Origin of the sequence: Antarctobacter jejuensis, assembly GCF_052266595.1 — a bacterium.
GTDB classification, from domain to species: Bacteria; Pseudomonadota; Alphaproteobacteria; order Rhodobacterales; family Rhodobacteraceae; genus Antarctobacter; species Antarctobacter jejuensis.
The window spans coordinates 1-21,288 of sequence record NZ_JBQQXJ010000032.1; the positions used below are offsets into that span (position 1 = coordinate 1).

General features: G+C 60.6%; 22 protein-coding genes and 3 pseudogenes. 13 read left to right on the forward strand and 12 right to left on the reverse strand.

Annotation, left to right across the window (positions count from 1 at the left end; translation table 11 throughout):
• The first annotated feature begins 383 nt into the window (after positions 1 to 383).
• Positions 384 to 887 (forward strand): hypothetical protein, encoded by a 504-nt coding sequence (locus ACTXGA_RS23930; protein ID WP_443397232.1) that lies wholly within the window; start codon positions 384 to 386, stop codon positions 885 to 887.
• Positions 888 to 1,021: 134 nt separating this feature from the next.
• On the opposite strand, the pseudogene ACTXGA_RS23935 reads toward ACTXGA_RS23930, so the two are convergent.
• Positions 1,022 to 1,125 (reverse strand): annotated as a pseudogene (locus tag ACTXGA_RS23935) (transposase); the annotation flags it as partial.
• Positions 1,126 to 1,420: 295 nt separating this feature from the next.
• Between ACTXGA_RS23935 and ACTXGA_RS23940 the strand changes: the two are divergent.
• A complete protein-coding gene (locus ACTXGA_RS23940) occupies positions 1,421 to 2,455 on the forward strand; it encodes a fatty acid desaturase (protein WP_443397233.1) in 1,035 nt (344 codons plus the stop codon).
• A 448-nt stretch (positions 2,456 to 2,903) separates the two neighbouring features.
• On the opposite strand, the gene ACTXGA_RS23945 is transcribed toward ACTXGA_RS23940, so the two are convergent.
• Positions 2,904 to 3,923, reverse strand: coding sequence for an IS110 family RNA-guided transposase (locus tag ACTXGA_RS23945; protein ID WP_443397234.1), 1,020 nt, complete (start codon positions 3,921 to 3,923; stop codon positions 2,904 to 2,906).
• 216 nt (positions 3,924 to 4,139) lie between these two features.
• Between ACTXGA_RS23945 and ACTXGA_RS23950 the strand changes: the two are divergent.
• Positions 4,140 to 4,400, forward strand: a pseudogene (locus ACTXGA_RS23950) (integrase core domain-containing protein); the annotation flags it as partial.
• A 4-nt stretch (positions 4,401 to 4,404) separates the two neighbouring features.
• Here ACTXGA_RS23950 and ACTXGA_RS23955 read toward each other — a convergent pair.
• Complete coding sequence (locus ACTXGA_RS23955) at positions 4,405 to 4,713, reverse strand: hypothetical protein (RefSeq protein WP_443397235.1); 309 nt, start codon at positions 4,711 to 4,713, stop codon at positions 4,405 to 4,407.
• Positions 4,714 to 5,189: 476 nt separating this feature from the next.
• Here ACTXGA_RS23955 and ACTXGA_RS23960 point away from each other — a divergent pair, with 476 nt between their 5' ends.
• From ACTXGA_RS23960 to ACTXGA_RS23975, 4 genes are all read left to right on the forward strand, one after another.
• The gene (locus ACTXGA_RS23960) at positions 5,190 to 6,584 is read left to right on the forward strand and encodes a TolC family protein (protein WP_443397236.1); all 1,395 of its coding nucleotides are present in this window, start codon (positions 5,190 to 5,192) and stop codon (positions 6,582 to 6,584) included.
• On the forward strand, positions 6,581 to 7,936 hold the full coding sequence (locus ACTXGA_RS23965; RefSeq protein ID WP_443397237.1) for a multicopper oxidase family protein: 1,356 nt from the start codon (positions 6,581 to 6,583) through the stop codon (positions 7,934 to 7,936). The genes ACTXGA_RS23960 and ACTXGA_RS23965 overlap by 4 nt, the downstream gene beginning before the upstream one ends.
• A 41-nt stretch (positions 7,937 to 7,977) precedes the next feature.
• Positions 7,978 to 8,262: a copper-binding protein gene (locus tag ACTXGA_RS23970; protein ID WP_443397238.1), complete on the forward strand. Its 285-nt coding sequence runs from the start codon at positions 7,978 to 7,980 to the stop codon at positions 8,260 to 8,262.
• A 98-nt stretch (positions 8,263 to 8,360) separates the two neighbouring features.
• Complete coding sequence (locus ACTXGA_RS23975; protein ID WP_443397239.1) at positions 8,361 to 8,663, forward strand: SHOCT domain-containing protein; 303 nt, start codon at positions 8,361 to 8,363, stop codon at positions 8,661 to 8,663.
• A gap of 58 nt (positions 8,664 to 8,721) precedes the next feature.
• On the opposite strand, the gene ACTXGA_RS23980 is transcribed toward ACTXGA_RS23975, so the two are convergent.
• From ACTXGA_RS23980 to ACTXGA_RS24005, 6 genes are all read right to left on the reverse strand, one after another.
• Positions 8,722 to 9,156 carry a c-type cytochrome gene (locus ACTXGA_RS23980; protein ID WP_443397240.1) on the reverse strand — a complete coding sequence of 145 codons (435 nt, stop codon included), beginning with the start codon at positions 9,154 to 9,156 and terminating at the stop codon, positions 8,722 to 8,724.
• Between the two features lie 45 nt (positions 9,157 to 9,201).
• Positions 9,202 to 10,581 (reverse strand): multicopper oxidase family protein, encoded by a 1,380-nt coding sequence (locus ACTXGA_RS23985; RefSeq protein ID WP_443397241.1) that lies wholly within the window; start codon positions 10,579 to 10,581, stop codon positions 9,202 to 9,204.
• 10 nt (positions 10,582 to 10,591) lie between these two features.
• Entirely contained in the window at positions 10,592 to 11,026 is a 435-nt protein-coding gene (locus tag ACTXGA_RS23990) for a c-type cytochrome (protein ID WP_443397242.1), read from the reverse strand.
• A 73-nt stretch (positions 11,027 to 11,099) separates the two neighbouring features.
• Positions 11,100 to 11,438 carry a hypothetical protein gene (locus ACTXGA_RS23995; protein WP_443397243.1) on the reverse strand — a complete coding sequence of 113 codons (339 nt, stop codon included), beginning with the start codon at positions 11,436 to 11,438 and terminating at the stop codon, positions 11,100 to 11,102.
• 83 nt (positions 11,439 to 11,521) lie between these two features.
• Positions 11,522 to 12,280 (reverse strand): glutaredoxin family protein, encoded by a 759-nt coding sequence (locus tag ACTXGA_RS24000; RefSeq protein WP_443397244.1) that lies wholly within the window; start codon positions 12,278 to 12,280, stop codon positions 11,522 to 11,524.
• Complete coding sequence (locus ACTXGA_RS24005; protein WP_443397245.1) at positions 12,280 to 13,119, reverse strand: DUF305 domain-containing protein; 840 nt, start codon at positions 13,117 to 13,119, stop codon at positions 12,280 to 12,282. Before ACTXGA_RS24005 ends, ACTXGA_RS24000 begins: the two co-directional genes overlap by 1 nt.
• Positions 13,120 to 13,314: 195 nt before the next feature.
• Here ACTXGA_RS24005 and ACTXGA_RS24010 point away from each other — a divergent pair, with 195 nt between their 5' ends.
• On the forward strand, positions 13,315 to 13,890 hold the full coding sequence (locus ACTXGA_RS24010; protein WP_443397246.1) for a L,D-transpeptidase: 576 nt from the start codon (positions 13,315 to 13,317) through the stop codon (positions 13,888 to 13,890).
• A gap of 20 nt (positions 13,891 to 13,910) precedes the next feature.
• Here ACTXGA_RS24010 and ACTXGA_RS24015 read toward each other — a convergent pair whose 3' ends face one another.
• Both ACTXGA_RS24015 and ACTXGA_RS24020 read right to left on the reverse strand, forming a co-directional pair.
• The gene (locus ACTXGA_RS24015) at positions 13,911 to 14,120 is read right to left on the reverse strand and encodes a hypothetical protein (RefSeq protein WP_443397247.1); all 210 of its coding nucleotides are present in this window, start codon (positions 14,118 to 14,120) and stop codon (positions 13,911 to 13,913) included.
• Between the two features lie 687 nt (positions 14,121 to 14,807).
• A pseudogene (locus ACTXGA_RS24020) lies at positions 14,808 to 15,248 on the reverse strand (transposase); the annotation flags it as partial.
• Positions 15,249 to 15,902: 654 nt separating this feature from the next.
• Here ACTXGA_RS24020 and ACTXGA_RS24025 point away from each other — a divergent pair.
• The 4 genes from ACTXGA_RS24025 (at position 15,903) to arsH (ending at position 19,243) form a co-directional block, all read left to right on the forward strand.
• Positions 15,903 to 17,021: a nucleotidyltransferase family protein gene (locus ACTXGA_RS24025; protein WP_443397248.1), complete on the forward strand. Its 1,119-nt coding sequence runs from the start codon at positions 15,903 to 15,905 to the stop codon at positions 17,019 to 17,021.
• Between the two features lie 94 nt (positions 17,022 to 17,115).
• On the forward strand, positions 17,116 to 17,478 hold the full coding sequence (locus ACTXGA_RS24030; RefSeq protein ID WP_443397249.1) for an ArsR/SmtB family transcription factor: 363 nt from the start codon (positions 17,116 to 17,118) through the stop codon (positions 17,476 to 17,478).
• A 29-nt stretch (positions 17,479 to 17,507) separates the two neighbouring features.
• Positions 17,508 to 18,515: an ACR3 family arsenite efflux transporter gene (arsB, locus tag ACTXGA_RS24035; RefSeq protein WP_443397253.1), complete on the forward strand. Its 1,008-nt coding sequence runs from the start codon at positions 17,508 to 17,510 to the stop codon at positions 18,513 to 18,515.
• An 11-nt stretch (positions 18,516 to 18,526) separates the two neighbouring features.
• Positions 18,527 to 19,243, forward strand: a complete 717-nt coding sequence (gene arsH / locus ACTXGA_RS24040) for an arsenical resistance protein ArsH (protein WP_443397250.1) — start codon at positions 18,527 to 18,529, stop codon at positions 19,241 to 19,243.
• Positions 19,244 to 19,255: 12 nt separating this feature from the next.
• On the opposite strand, the gene ACTXGA_RS24045 is transcribed toward arsH, so the two are convergent.
• The gene (locus tag ACTXGA_RS24045) at positions 19,256 to 20,020 is read right to left on the reverse strand and encodes an SDR family oxidoreductase (RefSeq protein WP_443397251.1); all 765 of its coding nucleotides are present in this window, start codon (positions 20,018 to 20,020) and stop codon (positions 19,256 to 19,258) included.
• 134 nt (positions 20,021 to 20,154) lie between these two features.
• Here ACTXGA_RS24045 and ACTXGA_RS24050 point away from each other — a divergent pair, with 134 nt between their 5' ends.
• Entirely contained in the window at positions 20,155 to 21,054 is a 900-nt protein-coding gene (locus tag ACTXGA_RS24050; protein ID WP_443397252.1) for a 2-dehydro-3-deoxygalactonokinase, read from the forward strand.
• Positions 21,055 to 21,288: the final 234 nt, after the last annotated feature.

Here is a 21,288-nt window from a genome sequence, read left to right on the forward strand (position 1 = left end):
TTCAAAGCCAGTTCCGAAGCCGCCAAGAAAACAAGAAAGGAGACGCCGGCATTGACCACAACATGACCGCCGAGGAATAAACAAGGGTGGGTCAAATCTCGGTGAAAAAACCGGGTCACTTCTCAGCGGAAATCAACAGTCTTGGAATTGCAACACTCCGAAGGAGCTGCTGGCGGCGACAGGAAAGACCGATCCGATCGCATCGCCGGAATGCGTGCCACACATGTCAATGCCTGTCCGCCCCATGGAGTTCCGGGCGCCCCGGTCGTCATGACGCGCTACTACCTTCCCGTCGTCTTCGGAGCGCTTCTGCTAACCTTCTGGGGAGTCCCGACGCGCAGGAGATCGCGGCTGGGGTCGCGATCTTCCTCTTCGGCATGCTAATGCTCGAAGATGGGGTCAAGCTGTTCGGCGGTGGTGCGCTGGTGCGGATTGTCGAACGCGCGACAGGCTCGACAGTCCGCGCGGTCTGGTTCGGGATACTCTCGACTACGCTCCTGCAGTCCAGTTCGTTGGTTTCGGTCATTACCATCTCGTTCCTCAGCGCCGGACTGATCTCGCTCATCGGGGGCGGTTACAGCATCAAAGCCAATCAGTGGCGAAAACCCACTTCGTGCGCACCACGGACTTCGGGCAAGGCTTCGATCTCACAGGCACCGCGAAAGACCGGTTCGGGGAAGCTGCGTTGCGGCGATGGGCGGCCCGGCGAAAGGCGGCCCAGGTCCGCCCCCGACGCCGCAAGCCTGAGATGCATTCGAAGTCGGCAGTGCGCCTTCAGGCATTCTTCAACACGACATCAGGATGGCTCGATCCAGCGCCGGGACCCAGGCATTCGATCGATTAGATTTCGCGAACGAATGCGCCCCGAAATGACGTTGCGTGAATAGCGTCTCGGGGAGTGGTTTAGGAGTTAGCGTTCACCTGCTTCTTCATAGCTGATGTCGCTCGTTCACTGGGCGGCGATCATCGCCGCCACGTCGGTATCGTTGCACATGGCAGTCAGCTTTTCCACCGGCATTTAGCGGCGTGAGACGGCCCACTCATCATTTGCTCCAGCATGAGCGCGCCGACAAGGCGAACGACGGCCTCCCGGTTCGGAAAGATCCCGACGACGTTGGTTCGGCGATCGTTCGACGTGGTTGCGCGGTGCCACTGGCACCATGGTCACGTCTTTCCATTGCTCTTGGCGATCACCCCTGGAAGGTCGATCATGGTCTCGGACATCGTGCTTTCCTTCATTGTCATCGGTCTTTGAACAACCTCAGACTACGAAGAAGCGCGGTGGCCGCCAGCCACGCCGCGCGCTGCGCGGCGCCAATGGCTTCGCACGCGGCCTCCTACACCATCTCCCGAGGCACAACCCTTTCCTGCAGGACCTTCATGGTATAGGAGGCCAGTCGGCACTGAGAAAAGCAGGTTTATGTTCGACAATTCTGAGAATTCTGAGCAACCCCGAGAAACGCGCGCGTCGAAAGACTGGGTCAAGATACTTTCAAACTACCGCGAACCCAGCACTTATCGCAGCGCGTACGAACTTGCAGTCACCGTCGGACCTTTCCTTCTTTTGTGGAGCATCGCGTGGTGGTCTTTGTCGGTCAGCTACTGGCTTACCTTCGCAATTTCCCTGGTCAACGCAGCCTTTCTTCTACGCCTTTTTGCCATCCAGCACGACTGCGGGCACGGGGCGTTTTTCAAGAATCGGACTGTCGGCGATTGGCTCGGGCGGGTGCTGGGCGTGCTGACTCTGACGCCCTATGATGTCTGGCGGCGAACGCATTCAATTCACCACAGCTCCTCCGGGAACCTCGGGCGGCGCGGAATTGGTGATATTCACACATTGACGGTCGCGGAGTACCAGGATCTGACGCCGCTCAACCGCTTGATGTACCGGCTTTACCGAAACCCCATAGTGTTATTTGGTTTCGGCCCGGGATACCTGTTCCTGTTTCAAAATCGCTTGCCTTTGGGCCTCATGGCCAGCGCCCGGTATTGGGTCAGTGCCATGGCCACCAATGCAGCTATCCTTGTTGGGTTGCTGATCATCATGTATTTTGGCGGCTTGATGCCGATCCTGCTGATCTTCCTGCCCACGACACTTCTGGCGGCAACCGCTGGGATGTGGCTGTTTTACGTGCAGCATCAATTCGAGGACACGCATTGGGACGTCGAAGAAGACTGGCAACTGCATGACGCCGCTCTTCGAGGCAGTTCGCATTACGTGCTTCCGCCGTTGCTGCAATGGCTGAGCGCCAATATCGGAATTCACCATGTCCATCACCTTTATAGCCGTATTCCGTTCTATCGACTGACCGAGGTGCTGCGCGATCACGCGGAACTTGCCGAAGGCAATCGGATGACGATCAGGGAAAGCCTTGGTAACGCACGGCTGCATCTCTGGGATGAAAGGACTCAACGTCTGCTGTCGTTTTCGCAGGCTCAAGCTCGTTATCGCTAAGTCAGACAAGGTCAGGCACCAGATTTGTGAGATGCCCTTCGAAGCCAATATTTACCATTGGGATGAAGGATGGCGCGCGGTGCAGGAATGTCAGTAATGTTTCGGACACTACCTGTTCACAGGCTGCTCAAATTTGCTGCTGCTGCGAATGGCCGGTCCGGTGAAGCTGCTATGCGGCGCCTAACCAAAGGGCGAATGGCGTCTTTGGGTGGCTCCTGCATTGCAAGAGTTTTCTGGTGGTTTTTGCGGTCGTTTTTGTCAGTACTGTCGTCTGTTCGGCCTGTTTATGCGGTGGTGTTCCGCTGGCCTTGATGAATTCCGCGAGCGAGGTTCCAATCGGCTCATCGGCCTCGAAGGGCCGCTGCCATTCCCGGAGTGTCCTTGCTCTTGGTTGACTTACTTCCGCATCATCACTTCAACGTCTTGCATCTATTGGCGGCTGGCGCGGTCAGAACGCGGGCTGCCGGTATTCCTGTTTCTTTGTCAGCATTGCCCAGATGGCCCGTGCCGCTTTGTTCGCCATGGCGGTCGTTGCCAATCGGAATGGCTTGTCTGCAATGATCTTCGCCGTCCACAGATCAACCTTTTCCGGCGCACGTTTCGCCATCACCGCGCGCGATGTCATGCCGACGACCAGAAGCTTGCGAATGTAGCGGTCACCCTGCTTGGTGATCTTGCCAAGACGTTCCTTGCCGCCGCTGGATTTGTTGAGCGGGGTGAGCCCAAGCCACGCCGCCAGGTCACGTCCGGTTCGGAACTGTTTTGCATCGCCAATCGTTGCGACAATCGCTGACGCCGTGATCGGCCCGATGCCAGGCATGCGCATCAATCGGCGTGCGTCTGCACTCAGCAGGGCATGTTGCTCGATCATCTTCGAATAGCCTTCGATGCGTTCGTTCAGGCCGATGAACTGATAGCATTGGATACCGAGCATGCCGTTGGCGATCTCGGGCATGTCCGGGTGATCGCCAGCCAGGTGACGCTTCGCGAAAGCTGTCACCGCTTCGATCCCGATCGGCAGGATATGCCCAAACTCGCGCAAGAGGCTGCGTATCATATTGGCCAGTTGGGTGCGCTGCCGGACGGCCAGGTCGCGGGTCCGATGGAGTGAAAGGATAGCCTGCTGTTCCTCCGTTTTGATCTCGACGAAGCGCATGGTCGGGCGGCGGACCGCTTCACAGATCGCCTCCGCATCCACGGCGTCGTTCTTGCCGCGCTTCACATAGGGTTTGACGTATCCGGCGGGCATGAGCTTTACGTCGTGACCAAGCTTGCGCAGCTGGCGTCCCCAGTGATGGGACGATCCGCAGGCTTCCATTCCGACCGTGCAAGGTGGCAGCGTCTCAAAGAATGCGAGCATCTTCGCGCGTTTGATGGCCTTATTGAAGATCACGCGGCCGTTCTCCGAAATGCCGTGCACCTGAAAAACGTCCTTGGCCAGATCGAGGCCGACTGTCTTTACTGTCATTGGGTGGCTCCTTTCCTTGCAGTCGTTGACAACTGCACTTTGGCACATTCGATGCCGGTGGAGCAGGAGCCACCCACCTCATCCGCTCAGGGCCGTTCATGTCACTCCGGAGCAAGTCGGGGACCGTCCTTGGCCGTGGAGCATCCGTACGGCAGCATCGTTTTCCAGTGACCTGCCACGGGATTTTTCCTCCACCTGCGATTAGAGTCCGACCCGATGCGCGACGAGCTGCTCAACGAGACCATGTTCCGCAATCTGGCTCACGCTCGTGTTGTGATCGCGGCCTGGGCCGCCGACTACAACAACGAGCGCCCGCACTCGGCCTTGGATTACCAGACCCCGGCTGACTATGCCCGAACCCTGAACACCGCAATCGCCCGCCCCGCCGCGCGAGATGAAAGCTCCGCGCGCCGGGCGATTGCTCAACCCGCGCCGATTGGCGTAAACACCAACGGGGCTCAAATCGCGGCTGGATGAAAGTTCAGTGGCAGGTCACAAAGACCAAAATCGGCAAGTGGCAACCGCCTATTTGGCGGCGTGGCCAATTGCCGGCCAACAGCGACTCTTGCATTTCGTGATATGACGCTTTCGTGAGTTGCCAAGAGAACGTGCCTGGGGCATCGATTTTGACATGATAAGGCGTTGGCTTGCTTTCCTTCTTGTTGCCTTGGCGGGCGTGCTGGTCGTGATCTCTCCGGTCGTGGTGCAGGCCTCCTCGGGGGGGCTTGAATGCGTCCAATTGGTGGTTGATCAGCAGCACGGGGCTACCGCCACTGATGAACTTGCGCATCACATTGACATGTCGACGCCTGACCAGACGGGGCTTGGCGTTGCTGATACCTGTTACGAATACGGATGCCTGTCCGATCTGACGTTCTCATTTGGCATCGGCCCCGCAGTGTTTTTCGAGACGCGGATGCCAAACGCCTGGGACGTGACAGATCGGGTTGATCAATCCGGGCCTCTTGGCCTCCGGCGTCCTCCGAAAGCCTGATTGACGTAGCGCGGGTGCAAAGCGCGCCCAAACCGTTGATCCTTTCGGAGCTTATCCATGAAATACTGTTTCGCGGCTGTTGTGCCGCTGGTGCTTGCGGGCTGTGCGAAGCCGCTTGCGCTGCCTGACGAGGGTGCGTTGAGTCGCGCCGCCGACCCTACTTTTGTTTCTGCTGAAGTCCCAGGACCATCCGTGGCCTACACGCCGCATCCCATTGCCGACCCTCGGGATTGGCGGCAACTGAACGACGCGCAGGCGCCGGGAGGTGGCACATGAGGGCTTTGGCCTGTCTTGGTGCGCTGGCCTTACTTGCCGCCTGCACAGATCAAGCTTTGGTACAAAGTGCTTCGGACCCGCAGGCGGGCTTTTCCTTTGTTGCGGGCGGTGTCGAGCGGTCCACTGGTGCGAAGGCCGTATGGGCGCAGACCAGCGCCGAGGTCGCGGCAAATGAGGCCCGTGCAAAATCCCTAATCGCTGGTAAGACCATCGGGGCCGAAACTGCCGTGCAAGTGGCGCTGATGAACAACCGCGCCCTTCAGGCGGCCTATGCCGATCTGGGCCTGTCGGCGGCGGATCTTTGGGAGGTGGCGCTTGGTCCACGCCCATCGCTGGAGGTCGGCATCAGTGGCATCGGCGAGGCCGGTCTTGTCCGGTCGCTGGAAGCGACTGTGACTGGGGCGATCCTCGAGATCGCGACGCGCAAACCCCGCACGCGACTGGCCGAGACGCACTTCCGCCAGGCTCAGATGCGGGCGCTGGCCGAAACCGTAGCCTTGGCTGCGGAGACTCGGCGCGCCTGGATTGACACGGTATCGGCCTTTGAACGCTCTGCCCTGATTGGCCTCGCGCAGGGGACAGCTGAGGCGGCTTCGGAACTGGCAGCCGAACTCGGCAGAACAGGAGCCATGAACCGGGCCGATCAAGCACGGGAATACGTCTTGACCGCCGAGTTGGCCGCCGAGCGCACCGAGGCACGGCTGGAAGCCCGGCTTGCCAAGGAAAAACTGACTCGGCTCATGGGGCTGTATGGTTCGGGGATCGAATTTTACGTCCCCAATCGTTTGCCGTCGTTGCCGGGTCGGCTTCCCGGGCGCAGCGATGCGGAGCGGCTGGCGCTGGAGCACCGGACTGACCTTGCCATTGGTCGGTTGGAGTTGCTGGCCATCGCACAGCAATACCGGCTGACCATGCAAACGCGCCGCATTGCCGGTGCCGAGATCACGGCAGGGGCAGAAATAGAACGCTCCGACAAGGGCGAGACCGATGTCGCGGGCATTCTGCAAGCGAGTTTGGAGATCCCATTGTATGATCCGGGGCCGCTTACCTCGCGCCGGGGGGCGCTGGAATACAGCCGCGCGGCACACGTGCTGGCGCAAAATGCGATCAACGCCCGGTCCGAGGCGCGATCGGCCCATGCCGCCGTTACAGGTAGCTATAGCATAGCAAGGCATTGGCGGGACGAGGTTCTGCCGCTGCGTCGGGAAATCGATCGCGAGGCGCTGAAATCCTACAACGGCATGCTCTCCTCGACCTTCGATCTGATCATCGATGCCCGGGAAGGGCTTGAGGCACAGCTGTCCGCGGCGGAGGCCAAGGCCGAATACTGGCGCGCCGAATCCGACCTGAAAACAGTAATCTGGGGACCGCTCACTGGAGGTGATGAATGAACCGCCGTCAATTGTTGGCTGGTGGCGCCGGGGCCGTACTGGCCTCTGCCGCCGCAGCCGAAACCCGCTTCCGTGACCTGCCCGAGGCGGCATTTACAGACTCGCCCTATACGCAGGTGCCAGACCGCCCGACATCAGGTCACGAATACAATCCGGTCGTGACTCTCAACGGCTGGTCGCTGCCGTGGCGGATGAACGGCAACGTAAAGGAGTTCCACCTTGTGGCGGAACCGGTCGAACGGATCATGGCCGATGGCATGATGGCGCGGCTCTGGGGGTACAACGGTCAGTCCACAGGCCCGACCATCGAGGCGGTCGAAGGCGAGCGCGTCCGCATCTACGTCACCAACCGCCTGCCGGAACATACTTCTGTGCACTGGCACGGGCTGATCCTGCCCTCCGGGATGGATGGCGTGGGCGGCCTCAGCCACCCGGCGATCCCTCCCGGTAAAACTTACGTCTACGAATTCGACCTGACCAAGTCCGGCACCTTCATGTACCACCCGCATGCGGACGAGATGGTGCAGATGGCCATGGGTATGATGGGGCTGTTTATCGTGCATCCGCGCGACCCGGCCTTCATGCCTGTAGATCGCGACTTTGCCTTCTTGCTGGCGGCCTATGACATCGACCCGGGCACCTACATCCCCCGCGTGGCCGAGATGACAAACTTCAACATGTGGACCTGGAACAGCCGGATCTTCCCGGATATCGATCCGCTCGTTGTGAACAAAGGCGACAGGGTGCGGGTGCGCTGCGGCAACCTGACCATGACCAACCACCCGATCCATATGCATGGCTATGATTTCGAAGTGACCTGCACGGACGGCGGTTGGGTGCCGAAATCCGCCCGCTGGCCGGAGGTCTCGATCGACATTCCCGTGGGCGCCATGCGCGCCTACGAGTTCGATGCGGTACACGAGGGCGATTGGGCGATCCACTGCCACAAGTCGCACCACACGATGAATGCGATGGGGCACGATCTGCCGACCTTCATCGGCACGGACAAGCGCAAGCTGACTCAGATGATCCGTCGCCAGACGCCAGGCTACATGCCCATGGGCAGCGCAGGTATGGCCGACATGGGCGAGATGTCCATGGAGTTGCCGGACAATACGGTGCCGATGATGACTGGCTGGGGACCCTATGGGCCATTGGAGATGGGCGGCATGTTCTCGGTGGTGAAAGTGCGCGAGGGCATCGCCCGCGACAACTATGCTGACCCCGGATGGTACGTGAACCCGCCCGGAACTCAGGCCTGGGAATGGACCGGAACGCTTCCCGAGGTGTCCCGAGCCGACAACCCTGCCACGCAGTTCACCCCAAAATCGCACCTCACCCACGATTACTGACCCCACGCCCAAACCAAGGGCAAATGCAAAGGTACTAAAACATGAAAACCCTTTTCGCTCTGACCTTCGGCTTGCTTGCCGCCAGTGCCTTGATGGCCCAGGACGCAATGCCCATGAGCGCAGGCACCATCACCAAGATCGACACCAAGTGGAACAAGGTCACAATCGACCATGGCCCGTTGGAGAACCTTGGTATGCCCGCGATGAAGATGGTTTTTGGCTATTCCGATGGCATGATGGACGGCCTCGCCGAGGGAGCCAAGGTGGCGTTCGTCGCCGACCGCGTGAATGGAAAGCTGACGGTGACGGAAATCACAACCGAGTGACTGAGCACCGGAGCGACGAAGACTTGCGCCGGATCAAGGTCGATGGCCCGGATCCGGCGCATGCTTTGTGCAAACGAAACTGACTGAAGGAGGATGTCATGCGCTATTTCTTGGTTCCGATGATGCTCTTCGCCCAACCGGCCTTGGCCGATCGCGGAGAGGCTTTTGGCTACATGATGGACGGGTACGGCCACGGCATCGGAATGATGTTCGGGCCGGTGCTTTGGCTCATTGTTCTGGGGCTGGTGGTGGCCGGTGTCATCTGGTTTATCCGGCAACCCATCAATTCGGCTTCCGAAAGGGTGTCTGGGGGCGCCATGGCCGAACTTGATATGCGCCTGGCCCGAGGTGACATCGACGCCGAAGACTACGCCGCCCGCAAAAAGCTGCTGGCTGACTGAACAGCGCGGCCATGGCCCGGAAAGAGAAGCGCCCCGTCACCACGACGGGGCGCATTTTTCATTTGCGATACGTGGAGTGGCAAGCCTTGCAGGTTCCCCCCAACTGGCGGAGGGCCAGGCCGAGTTCCGCCTTCGAGGTCACCGTTCCGGCAAGGGATTCAGCAGTGGTTTCCGCGTCCGAGGCCAGCGCGGCGAAGTGCTCCCACCGCTCCCAGATGATCGGCAGGGCCTCGGACTTGGGGTCGTCGGCGCGCGCCTCGAACATCGGGGTAACCTGGGCGGACTGCGCCGCGACTTCGGTCAGGGCGGCATTGGCGACAGTGGCATCGAAGGCTGCTTTCCCCTTGGCCATGGCCCCGAGAATTTTCATCTGATCACCGATGGTCGTCATCACCATCATTCGTGCCATGACATCCTTGTTCTTGACGCCACCATGCGCCAGCGCAGCGGTACCGAGCGCGACAAGTGCCAGCGCAATTACAGTTTTTTTCATAGGTCCCTTTTCCTCTTCGGGTTGGGTGAGAAAGTGTGGAAGCCTTCAGGCCACCTCGATCCAGGTGTTCATGCCGGACGCCGCATGCGCGAGCATGTGGCAATGGAAAAGCCACTTACCGGGGTTGTCCGCGGCAAAGGCGATCTCCAGCGGTTCGTTCGGGATCGACAGGATGGTATCGCGTAGCGGACCCATCGAACCATCCGCATACACTTCTCTGAAGTGCATGCCGTGCAGATGCATTGCGTGAGGAAAGACCGTGCGATTTGTCAGGGTCACCCGCGCCACCTTGCCTCGTTGCAGCCGCGCAAAGGGCGTGTCCGACATCCCGGCCTGGCCTGAAAGTGCCCAGAACTGGCCGCGTTCGATCAGGGCGCGGAAATCAAGGGTCTCGCCTTCGAAATTGGCCTTCTCCATTCCGGCCATGGCCCCGCCCTCCATCACCATGTCGAAGTGGCGAGCTCCGGTCAGGTCCGGCAGCGTGGTGTTCGGATTGGCGGGTAACGGTACGGGTGGTTCGGTGCGCGGTTCGGTACCTTCGGAAACTGTCAACTCGACCAGAGCCTGCCAACTTTCATCGTCCATTGCCATCAATACCCCGGCAGCCATGCCTTGGGTGGCGGTCACGTCCACGACCAGGTCAGCGCGCTGCGCAGGCGCAAGAAGGATCTCTTGGGTGATCTCTTGCGGTGTCTCCAGCGGCATGCCGTCCAGCGCCACGATCCAGCCGATCATGCCCTGAAGGCGCAATGCAAAAATCCGGGCATTGGCGGCATTGATCAATCGCAGGCGGAGACGTTCGCCGCGTTTCGCCGCCATGCCGAAATCATAGCGGCCATTGACACCCACAAGGTTCCCTGTCCGGCCACCATGACTCATCATCATCGGCTGATTGAAAGGTTCGAAGAAGCCACCGCTCTCCGGGTCCAGAAGCCAGTCGTCCAGCATCAGGACTTCATCGCGGTCAACGTCCGGCGGCGAGGTTTCGTCGATGATCAGCACGCCGGACAGTCCCCGCCCGACCTGTTCCATCGAATTCGTGTGCGCGTGATACCAGTAGGTGCCTGCATCTGGTGCCGCAAAGTCGTAGTCGAACGTGTCCCCGGGGGCGACAGGCGCCTGCGTCAGGCCGGACACGCCGTCCATGGCATTGTCGATACGAATGCCGTGCCAGTGGATCGAGGTTGGCACTTCCATTGCATTGACCAATTGCCGGGTCACGCGCCCACCCTGCGGCACCCGGATTAGAGGGCCGGGGATGGTGCCGTCGTACGACCAGACTTCGGTCGCGGGGAAGCCCTCGGGGGCGATTTGAACGGTGGTCTTGCGGGCGGTCAGCTTTTCAGGCGCGGCCCATGCGGGGCGGGCGCTGGTCAAGGTCGCCGCGCCAAGGCCCGCGCAGAATGCCCTGCGGGAAACATTCATCGTCATGTCCTCAGTTGATGCCATTGGCCCGCTGAAGCTCGCGGACATATGTGATGATCCCTGCCACGTCTGCCTTTGTCAGTCCGTCTTGTGCAGGCATGTCGCCAAACTTCCAGTGATGCGCCCGGACGCCGTTTTGCACGGCCAGGAAAAAGGCCATGTCGCCATGATGGCTTGGCTCATAAATCTTGTGAACGAGGGGCGGACCAAAGCCGGTCTTGCCTGTAGCATCCGTGCCGTGGCAGGCAGCGCAAACTGCGTCGAACGCCCGTTTGCCCAACTGCGCCTCAGCCGAAAGGCTGTCGGGAAGAGAAACCGTGAGGATTGGGGCTCCTGCGGCTGGAGGTGGGGCCGCGGCTTTTTGAGAGGTGCTGCTGCCTTGCGTCACGTAGATGCCAACAGCGAGTGCGAGGGCTGCGCCCCCGGCAAGGATCATCTTCTTCATTGGATATTCCTATCGTCGCGCAGATGCGCTGATCCGATCGACCCGGCGGGCAATGCCGGGCAAATTCACAGGGTCAGGGGCGCAGTCGTGGCGGCGGCAGGTCTATCGGACTATCGGTGCCAGACAGGACATCGGGGATAGGCAATCCGTGCCGCATGGAGAGCGTGCCTGCAGCAAGCTGCGGCAAGATCGAGGCCGGCAGGACCATCGCGGCACATCCCGTGAGATGCGGACAGATGTGGCCATTTGCCCAGCTTTCCTGTGCGACAGCGGCCGTGTCAGAGCATTCCGGGCAATCGGCCATGTGAGTGGACACCGCCGACCCATCCATCGAGCCATGCGCCATCGCTGACCCGGGCAGGGACAGTAAGGCGAAAAAGCCGGTCAGGAGCAGGACGATGAAAAGGCGCACAGGGTCTCCGGTCTTCTGTAGCCCGGACTGTGCCGCATTCAGCGGTGTGGGGTCAAGCCGGCCCGCTTCACGCCTTTGAAAGGTCAGCCCGCCAGCGCCCGCGACCCCATCCAGAGGCCGATGGCGACCATCATGACGTTTTCGGTCAGCGAAACGAAGCCCAAAGGCACATTGGACGATCCGCCGACACAGGCACATTTCAGCGCGCGCTTGTCGATATAGACTGCCTTGAAGACGCTAATCGCACCGATCCCGCCGATCACCAACGCCACCGGCACCGACAACCAGGTCAACGCCCCGGCCGTCATCAGGATGCCCGCCAAAGCCTCACTAATTGGGTAAATCTTCCCGTAGGGCACCCAGCGCTGTGCCAGCAAGTCGTAGTTCAGAAACATGGTCGAGAAGCTCTCGATATCCTGCAGTTTCTGGATCGCGAGGATCGCCATGGACAGAGAGATGAACCACTCAGCGGCACGGATGGTGAAAATCGTCCCGTACTGGTGCCAGGAGAGCCCGAGTGCCAGCAGCGCCGCAACTGAGAAGATCGCTACTACGGGCTGGTAGCTGAGATCGCTCTGTTCGTCCTTTGGCGGATCGATATCGAAATGCACACGCAGATCGTCATAGCCACCGATACGTTCGCCATTGATGAAGGTCTGCGGCGTTGTGCTGACGCCGTGTTTTTCCTTGAAGGCCTGGGTCTCCTTGTGCGTCTCAAGATGACGGTCATCTACCGCATAGCCCCGCCGTTCCAACAAGTCCTTGGCCTTCAGCCCAAAGGGACAGATGTGGTCCGGCATAACCATGCGGTAGAGCGTGGCGGTTTTCGTGTCCTTGGGCATCACCGGTCCCCTTCACAGCTGTACTGCCCGCGGAACCCGGCGCTATACACCGGTCCGGCGGCGACGATCATGTCCTGTAAGTCGTCGCCCTTGCGGATCTCGGCGGTCAGAGGGTTGGCCGCAAAAACCGTCGTCTGTGCGTCGTCGGATTGCAGCTCGAGCCTTACGAGATCGCCACTGATTTTCATCAGGGCCGCATCTGCGCCCACGGCCAACACGGCCGGGCTGGTTTCTGTGTAGGTGAAGCGGCAGGTTGCACCATTGGGCAGGCCGTGCACGATGTCACCCTCAGCCAGGAACTCCGGGTCGACCTTGGCGACCACCTCGGTAGCGAGGGCTTCTTCGGCGCTAACGACCCGCGACGCCGGTGTAGTAGGCGCAGGCGCGGCCTCGCCATTCGCAGAAATGTCGGCGATCAGAAAGCGCATCTCCGCGATTTCCTTTTCCTGTGCGTAGATGATGTCTTCGGCCATGGAACGCACGCGCGGGTCGGTAATCTTGGCGCGCGAGGACGTCATGATGGCGATGGAATGGTGTGGGATCATCGCCCGCATAAAGGATCGATCCTGCACAGTAACTTGGCTGCGTACCAGCCACAGGCTGAGGGCAAACGCCACAACCGACCCGACGAAGATCGCGGTATTCAACGCCTTGTTCGTATACATCCCCAGCATGAAGGCCAGCATGATGAAGGCCATCACCGCCCCCATTAGGATCGCCATGTAGGTTCGCGTCTCAGAGAAGAATACGTGCCCCAGGAGGTAGGTGTTCAGATACATCAGTATGAACATCACGACGGTGGATGTCGCGATCATGGCAAAGAACTTGCTGTACTTCATCGGGCGTTTCCGTGGCAGGTCGGTTTCGTGATTAACAACCCTCCAGCGGCGGAGGGTTCCTGCCGGTGCGTGAATTCCTCCGAAATCCGTTGTTTCCGGGGAACATTTTTCTGTCTCAGGGGTATTTCACGTGAATTTGAGTAGGGTTCCCGGCATCGGTCCGCGTGTCATGAAGGGGATCAAGAAAGGACTGCCATGACTGATTCCACCCGCCGTCAGATGCTTGCTGGTCTTGCCGCGACGCTGGCCACACCGGCGCTCTCACACCAGGTCCAGTTGCCCGACAGATTCAATCCGACCTTGGTGAGCACCGGACGCAGCGACTGGCTGCCCGGAGAGATCCACGTGGTGCCGGACGAGTTCTATCTCTACCTGATGTACGAGATGGGTTCGGCGATGCGCTACGGAGTGGGTGTCGGGCGCAGGGGTTTGTACGAGCCCGGCGTCTTTACCGTCGCGCGCAAGGCCAAATGGCCGTGGTGGCGACCGACGCCCGCCATGATCCGGCGCGAACCTGGAAAATACGCCAGATACAAGAACGGCATGAAAGGCGGCCCGAACAATCCATTGGGGGCACGGGCGCTATATCTATACGACGACCAAGAGCGAGACACATACCTGCGCATTCACGGGACGAATTCGCCCACGACCATCGGCAGCGCCGTGTCGAACGGCTGTGCCCGACTCACGAACGACCACGTCAAAGACCTGTACGAACGTGTCCCTATCGGCACCCGCGTTACTCTGCACCCCAAAGTGACAACCGCATAAGAGGTTCGAATCAATTTGATTCACAGATCCTCCAGCCCGAAACAAGCTGGAAAAGCCGGATCGGCCTCACGGAAAATCGGATCGTCTGGGCTGTAACGCCAGGCAATGCCGAAGATCAGGTGCGTGGCCTCGGTTTCTTGGGCCTCATAGCCACAGGTAATCACCACCCAATGCATCATCTGGCCCTTAAGTAAAAACCGAGAGTGGCTTCGCAGTGTGTACTCAAGCATTCATCCGTAGTCTCGGATCGTCGAGTATCGCGATGCCTGACGTTCTAATTCTTCCCCACGCGGACAGCGCTGAGCGCTTGGATGTCTGAAGCGCTCAGCTTAATCTCCGGTGCCTGCACCACTCCATTCAGTGGGCAGTGCGCAAGGGTTAGAAGCAGTCGAACCACCGAAGAGCAGTTTGGAGAAGATGGTCGTAGTCACCAGATGTCGCTTCTTTCCTGAATCTGGTTAGCTAATCCCGGTCAAGGCCCGCGTTACTCCCGGCCCTTGTGCAACTCGCAAGAACCGCGGAGGCGCTTCCGTCCTCGCCTGTGAGTTGCACCTTGATGTGTGGGTATTTGATTTCCATTCGCGTTGACTCCTTGTGATTAAAAGAGGCTCTTTGCCTCCTCTCCGAAAAGGTGGGCTCCTTTTCCCAAGGGAGAAACTGGTTTGGTGTGGCGTATCGTGGGCAAAAATTTCGAGTACTGCAGGGGCGAGGAACAACATGGTGTTGCCGCTGTTTCGGCGGGAGTGGACGGACGCTCAGGGAAGCGGAATCCGGATTGTTCAGCAACGACCGTTTCGATTGTCGGCTGAACATACAATCGGGACGATGAAGGAAAATGGTCGACCGCAACAGCTTGGGCTTCTCTGCGAGGGAATTGGCAATCTGCATCGGTGGCCGCTGGCACGATGTCTTCAAGTGCCCTCTGCCGTCCGAAGCTCGGCGATGTCGATATGAAAGAAGCCGATCGGGTAGCGTTTGCAGCGCTGCTTCTTGGGCTTGTCGCCGTCCATTTCCGGCAAGCGAGAGATGCCATGTCGCTGAAGGCATCGATGCAGAGACGAGCGCGTGAGAAGTGGGATCGTCGGCTGCAAGGCATAGAGACAGTCGTCCAGCGGAAGCAACGTGTGCCGACGGAAGGCGACGACCATGGCTTCCTCCTCCTCACTGAGGACGGTTGAGCGCGGCTCCGTCGGCGCGGTCTTCTTGTCCTCGACTGTGCGCCGTTTCCGCCACTTCGCGACCGTCGTCGGATTAATGCCGAGCTCTCTGCTCAACTCCGCGGTCGAAGCTTGCGATCGCTGTATTGCTGCTCGGACGGCGTGCGTGGTCGTGGCGCTCCCGTGACGAACTTGTCCCATAGTGCTTCCTTCCATTCCAACGAATGGATCGCACCATCAAACCGTGGGATCAAACACCTAAGGTAACTCCTGGGTAATTCACTACGTCCAGCGGGCTCCAGTTTCAATTGGTCGAGTGTTCTCTCTGACAAGGCTTTCCGAAGCAAGGCGAGGCGAGCCAGATCGTTTCTGGGGCCGGTCCCAGTTATTTCAATAAAACCGGGTTTTAGATCGCGCGGGTTTTCCGCAAGTTGTCATATTTTTATGGCGTCGGCATTGTCCCGCTGTCTTCGGGAGGCAGGGGCCGGAGGTTCGAATCCTCTCACTCCGACCAATACACAGCGCCTTTCGCGGGCCTGTTGTCTGATGCCCGGCCTTCCCTCTCATCCATTACAACTGAAAACGGTTGCGGCCTGATCCTGTCCGGCTGCTGGATGCGATCCGGGGTATGTGGTGCCCTGTGGCGGCCCGGTTGCGCGCGACGGGACAGGGCGCGCCAATTCAGCCCAATCCGGTGGCCTTGCCTCCGCACATCCCTTATGCCGATAGTCAGCGTGCCGGTTGATGCGTCGATAGGTTGTACGGTCCCATCACGGCGAGGCACCTGTCTTGCGGCACAGGCTGCGCAATAGACCGCAAGTATTGGCGGATTGAAAGAGACCCGGAGACACCACAGTGCAATCCCACCTGAGCGCCTGTCCCTCTCCCGTTCATCGGGCCGTGCTGGGCCTTTTGCCCGTGGCCTTTGGGCACGACCCCGCGCCGGGGTTGGAACAGGACCTGCGGGACAGCGATCCCGTTGAGCTGGCCGATGCGACACAGGCGGAATTTGTTCAAACGGTCATGGCGGCGGCATTCGACGTTGCCCCCAACCTGCGGAGCTGTATCCCCGAAGACCTGCTGCTGTTTTTTCAGGAAATCCGCCGGGGAAATGTGGAGTACAACGGCCTTGCGCGCGGCGATCTGGCGCGGGTTGGCGCGATCCTGAACGCGGGGGGATTGCATGGCTGCGTCGTGAAAGGCGGGGCGGAACTGCTGGCCCCCAGTTGGAGCGACCCGGCCGGTCGGTTCATCAGCGATCTGGATATCCTTGTCGAAGTGCCGGGCAGACAGCACCTTGAACGGCTGCTGGACGCCGGTGTCACAGGGCTGCTCAAGGAGCCGGAGAACCGGGACCTGACGCCGGATGAAAAGCATTTTCCGGCGTTCCAGTTTCCGAACGGACACATCGGGATAGAGTTGCACACGCGGCTGGTGCGCGGGTCGGCTGAGCGGCTCTTGCCCGCCTCGGAGGCCTTGGGCGGCGCAACCGCAAGCGCCCTACCCGGGATCCGTGTCCCAGACTTGCGGACGCGGATGATCCATCATGTGCTGCACACGCAGGTCGACAACCACAGCCATGAGCTTTTCGAGGTCAAGCCGCGGTCGATCGTCGATCATGCGATGTTCCAGCGGCAGTTGAGTGATCAGGAAAGGGATGAGATCAGGACGGCCTTTGTCCGTCACGGATTTGGCAAAGAGTATGACGCCCTCGATGCCGTGACCGGGTTGGTCTTTGATAAAACCGCGCCCAGGGCGGATCAGGCCGCATGGGCGGAACACGCACTTGCCCTCTACGGTCAGCCGAAGCGGCGCAAGTCGCTGAACCAGCGCAGGTTCGTCATTGCATTGATCTCGCGGGCCATTTTCAACAGGGAGTCCCGCCGACATTACGTCTCCCTGCTGTTGTCGCCGCGCCGTCTGAAACAGGCGTGGAAGGACAACATCGGCCGGATTCGTCAGCGGTCGCGGTGATCCGGGCGTGAAGACCTGACAGCGGCGAGGACGTGAGAACGCCATCTTTTCCGTGGTCCCTTGCGACTCACTTCATTTCCAATATACATGAAGTATGGAAAAGATAGCCGCGATCGACGCCCTTTCCGCCCTTGCGCATGACACACGGATCGATGTGTTCCGGGTGCTGATCCGCGCCGGAGTTGAGGGCGTTGCCGCCGGGCAGATCGCGGAAACCTTGCAGATCCGCCCGAATACCCTGTCAAACAACCTGAACATCCTGACGGCGGCCGGATTGATCCGGTCGCAACGCGAAGGCCGCTCCGTCCGGTACTTTGCCAACATGGATCAGATGGGCGATCTGCTTGCCTTCCTGATGGAAGATTGCTGCGGAGGGCGGGCCGACCTGTGCCGCCCGATCCTCGAACAGATCGTCTGCACACCACCAACCGCCTCAGCCACGGAACCAGATCAATGACCGAAAACGCCGCCTCTGCCGAAACGGCCATGGGCCCCTTCGAACGCTACCTGACCGTCTGGGTTGCCCTTGCTATGATCGCCGGGCTGGCCATCGGCACGCTTGCCCCCGGATTGGTCGGGGCGGTTGCCGCCGCCGAGGTTGCCAACATCAATCTTGTCGTGGCCGTGCTGATCTGGGCGATGGTCTATCCGATGATGGTGGGCGTGGATTTCGCTGCCGTCTCCGGTGTTGCACGTCAGCCCAAGGGGCTGATCGTCACATTGGTCGTCAACTGGCTGATCAAACCCTTCACAATGGCGCTGCTGGCGGTGCTGTTCTTCGACTACGTTTTTGCCCCGTGGATCGCGCCCGAGGATGCGGCGCAATACACAGCGGGCCTGATCCTGCTGGGGGCGGCGCCCTGCACAGCGATGGTCTTTGTCTGGTCGCAGCTGACGCGCGGAGATGCGACCTACACGCTGGTTCAGGTCTCGGTGAATGACATCATCATGGTCTTTGCCTTTGCGCCCATCGTCGCCTTTCTGCTGGGCGTGACAGAGATTTCGGTCCCTTGGGAAACGCTGGTTCTTGCCACGGTTCTCTACGTTGTCCTGCCGCTGATCGCGGGCCTGCTGACCCGCCGGGCGCTGGGCAGCCTGCAGGCAATCGACGCCTTTACCGCGCGGGTCAAACCGTGGTCCATCATCGGGCTGATCGCCACTGTCGTGATCCTGTTCGGCCTGCAGGGAGAGGTGATCCTGTCGCGCCCGCTGATCATCGTGCTGATTGCCGTGCCGATCCTGATCCAGAGCTATGGCATCTTTGCCGTGGCTTATGGCGCGGCCTACGCGCTGAAGGTGCCACACCGGATCGCCGCGCCTTGCGCCATGATCGGGACTTCAAATTTCTTCGAACTGGCGGTGGCCGTGGCGATCAGCCTCTTTGGCCTCAACTCCGGCGCGGCTTTGGCGACGGTGGTCGGTGTGCTGGTCGAGGTGCCGGTGATGCTGTCGCTTGTCGCCTTTGCCAACCGGACGCGTGCGCGGTTCACCTGAGGGAAAGGCCCATGACCGAAACGCCCAACATCGCGGACAACAGCTTGCATCCGATCACCGCAGAGTCCCTGACCCCAAAAAGCCATAGCACCCATGCCCCGCGCATCCTGATCCTCTACGGGTCCCTGCGCGACCGCAGCTATTCCCGTTTCTGCGCCGAAGAGGCCGCGCGCATCCTGACCCGTCTGGGGGCAGAGGTGCGCCAGTTCGATCCGCGTGGCCTGCCTCAGGTAGACACGGCAGAGCCGGAGCATCCGAAGGTGGCGGAACTGCGTGACCTCGTGACATGGAGCGAAGGCATGGTCTGGTCCTCGCCCGAACGGCATGGGGCCATGACCGGCTTGATGAAATCGCAGATCGACTGGATTCCGCTGTCCCTGGGCGGGGTGCGCCCAACGCAGGGCAAGACGCTGGCGGTAATGCAGGTCTGTGGCGGCAGCCAGAGCTTCAACACCGTCAATCAGCTTCGCATCCTTGGGCGCTGGATGCGCTTGTTGACGATCCCCAACCAGTCCTCCGTCGCGCGGGCATGGGATGAGTTCGACGGCGACGGGCGGATGAAGCCATCGCCCTTCTATGACCGGATCGTCGACGTGATGGAGGAACTCGTGAAGTTCACCCTGTTGACGCGGGACATTCGCGATCATCTGATCGACCGCTATTCGGAGCGGGTCGAAAGCCGCGCGGCCCTGTCGAAGCGCGTCAATCAGGCCAAGGCGGTCGGCTGATCGGGCAGGGGATCACAGCGAGGCCGTGATCCCACCGTCCACGTACAGGGTATGTCCGTTGACAAAGCTCGACGCGTCGGAGGACAGAAAGACACAGGCCCCCACCAGTTCATCGACCTTGCCCCAGCGCCCGGCGGGCGTGCGTTTTTCCAGCCATGCGGAAAATTCGGGGTCCTCGACCAGCGCCTTGTTCAGGGGCGTGTCGAAATAGCCCGGGGCGATGGCGTTGCATTGCAGCCCGTACCGGGCCCAGTCGGTCGCCATGCCCTTTGTCAGGTTGCCCACCGCGCCCTTGGTCGTGGTGTAGGGGGCGATGCCGGGGCGTGCCAATGCGGTCTGTACAGAGGCGATGTTGATGATCTTGCCGCGCCCGCGACCGATCATGAAACGCGCGCAGGCCTGCCCGACATGAAAAACGCTGGCAACGTTGGTTTGCAGCAGCTTCTCGAACATCTCCGCCGGGTAATCCTCCAACGGGGTGCGATATTGCATCCCGGCATTGTTCACGAGGATGTCGATGGCGCCCACTTCCTCTTCGAACTTGCCTACGGCGGCACGGACGGCCTCATGGTCTGTCGCGTCAAAGGGCACTTCGTGCACCCTGTGGCCTTCGCCGCGCAGGGCCTCTGCGGCGCTGGCCAGTTTTTTGGGGTCACGCCCGTTCAGGATGATCTCTGCGCCGGCCTCGGCCAGACCGCGGGCCAGCGCAAGGCCGATCCCCTGCGAGGAACCGGTGATGAGCGCACGGCGCCCCGCAAGCGAAAAGAGTTGAGACATGAGGCCCTCCACGGTCTGTTCATCTGACCGATAGCGGGGTCTGGGACACGGGATGTCAACCCGAAGGATGCAGCCTTTTGGCTGGCTCCCGGAGGGGCTACAACAACACCGAACACCTGAGGGAGCGCCGGAACATGACCACACAGCCAACCTGGATCGCCGCCGACTGGGGAACGTCGCACCTGCGACTGTGGCTGATGGGGGCAGACGACAGGCCCCTGCGCCGCATCGATTCCGATCAGGGCATGGGCAAACTGTCTCCCGGGGAGTACGAACCGCTGTTGCTGTCCCTGCTGGACGGACTGTTGACCGATGCGCCGATGCCGGTGGTGATCTGCGGGATGGCGGGGGCGAAACAGGGCTGGGTCGAGGCCCCCTACGCCGCAGTGCCCTGTGAGCCGCCGGTCGAGGGGATCGCGGTCCCGACGCAGGACCCGCGCCTGCAGGTGCGTATCCTGCCCGGCCTCAAACAAATGACCCCACCGGATGTCATGCGCGGCGAGGAAACGCAGATCGGCGGCTATCTGGCCACGGATCCCGATTTCGACGGCATCCTCTGCCTGCCGGGCACGCATAACAAATGGGCCCATATCAGCGCGAAAGAGGTTGTCTCTTTCCGCACCTTCATGACCGGCGAACTCTTTGCCCTGCTGGGCAGCCAATCCGTCCTGCGGCATTCCGTGACCGGAGATGGCTGGGATCAGGAGGCCTTTGCCGAGGCGGTCAGCGATACCCTGTCCAAGCCCGCGATCCTGACCTCGGCCCTGTTCGGGCTGCGCGCTGACGGTTTGCTCAACGGCACGCCTCCCGCGCGTGCGCGGGCGCGGCTGTCGGGTTTGTTGATCGGGGCAGAGCTGTCGGCGGCGCGGCCCTATTGGCTGGGCCAGCAGGTGGTGATCCTTGGCGAGGACGCGCTGGCCCGTGCCTATCAAACCGCGCTGGAATCGCAGGGGGCCGCGGCCCGGATCGTGTCGGCAGAGGATATCACGCTGAAAGGTCTGACAGCGGCAAGGGCACATACCCGGACAGCCTGAGCGTGTGCGGAAGCAGGGTCGATCGCTGCTGCGGATCGGATTTGTTACGAAGTAACAAATCATTCGACCGCTCAGGACCTCTGCTTGCCACGAATTCTTCTGTTTATTTAGGGTCAGGATGCATTGATTTCGCGTGAACAGCATGATTCACGGCTTCGAAAACGGAGCGGTGACATGAGCGATCTCTTCTGGCTGACCGACGCGCAGATGGCACGCCTGGCCCCTTTCTTTCCC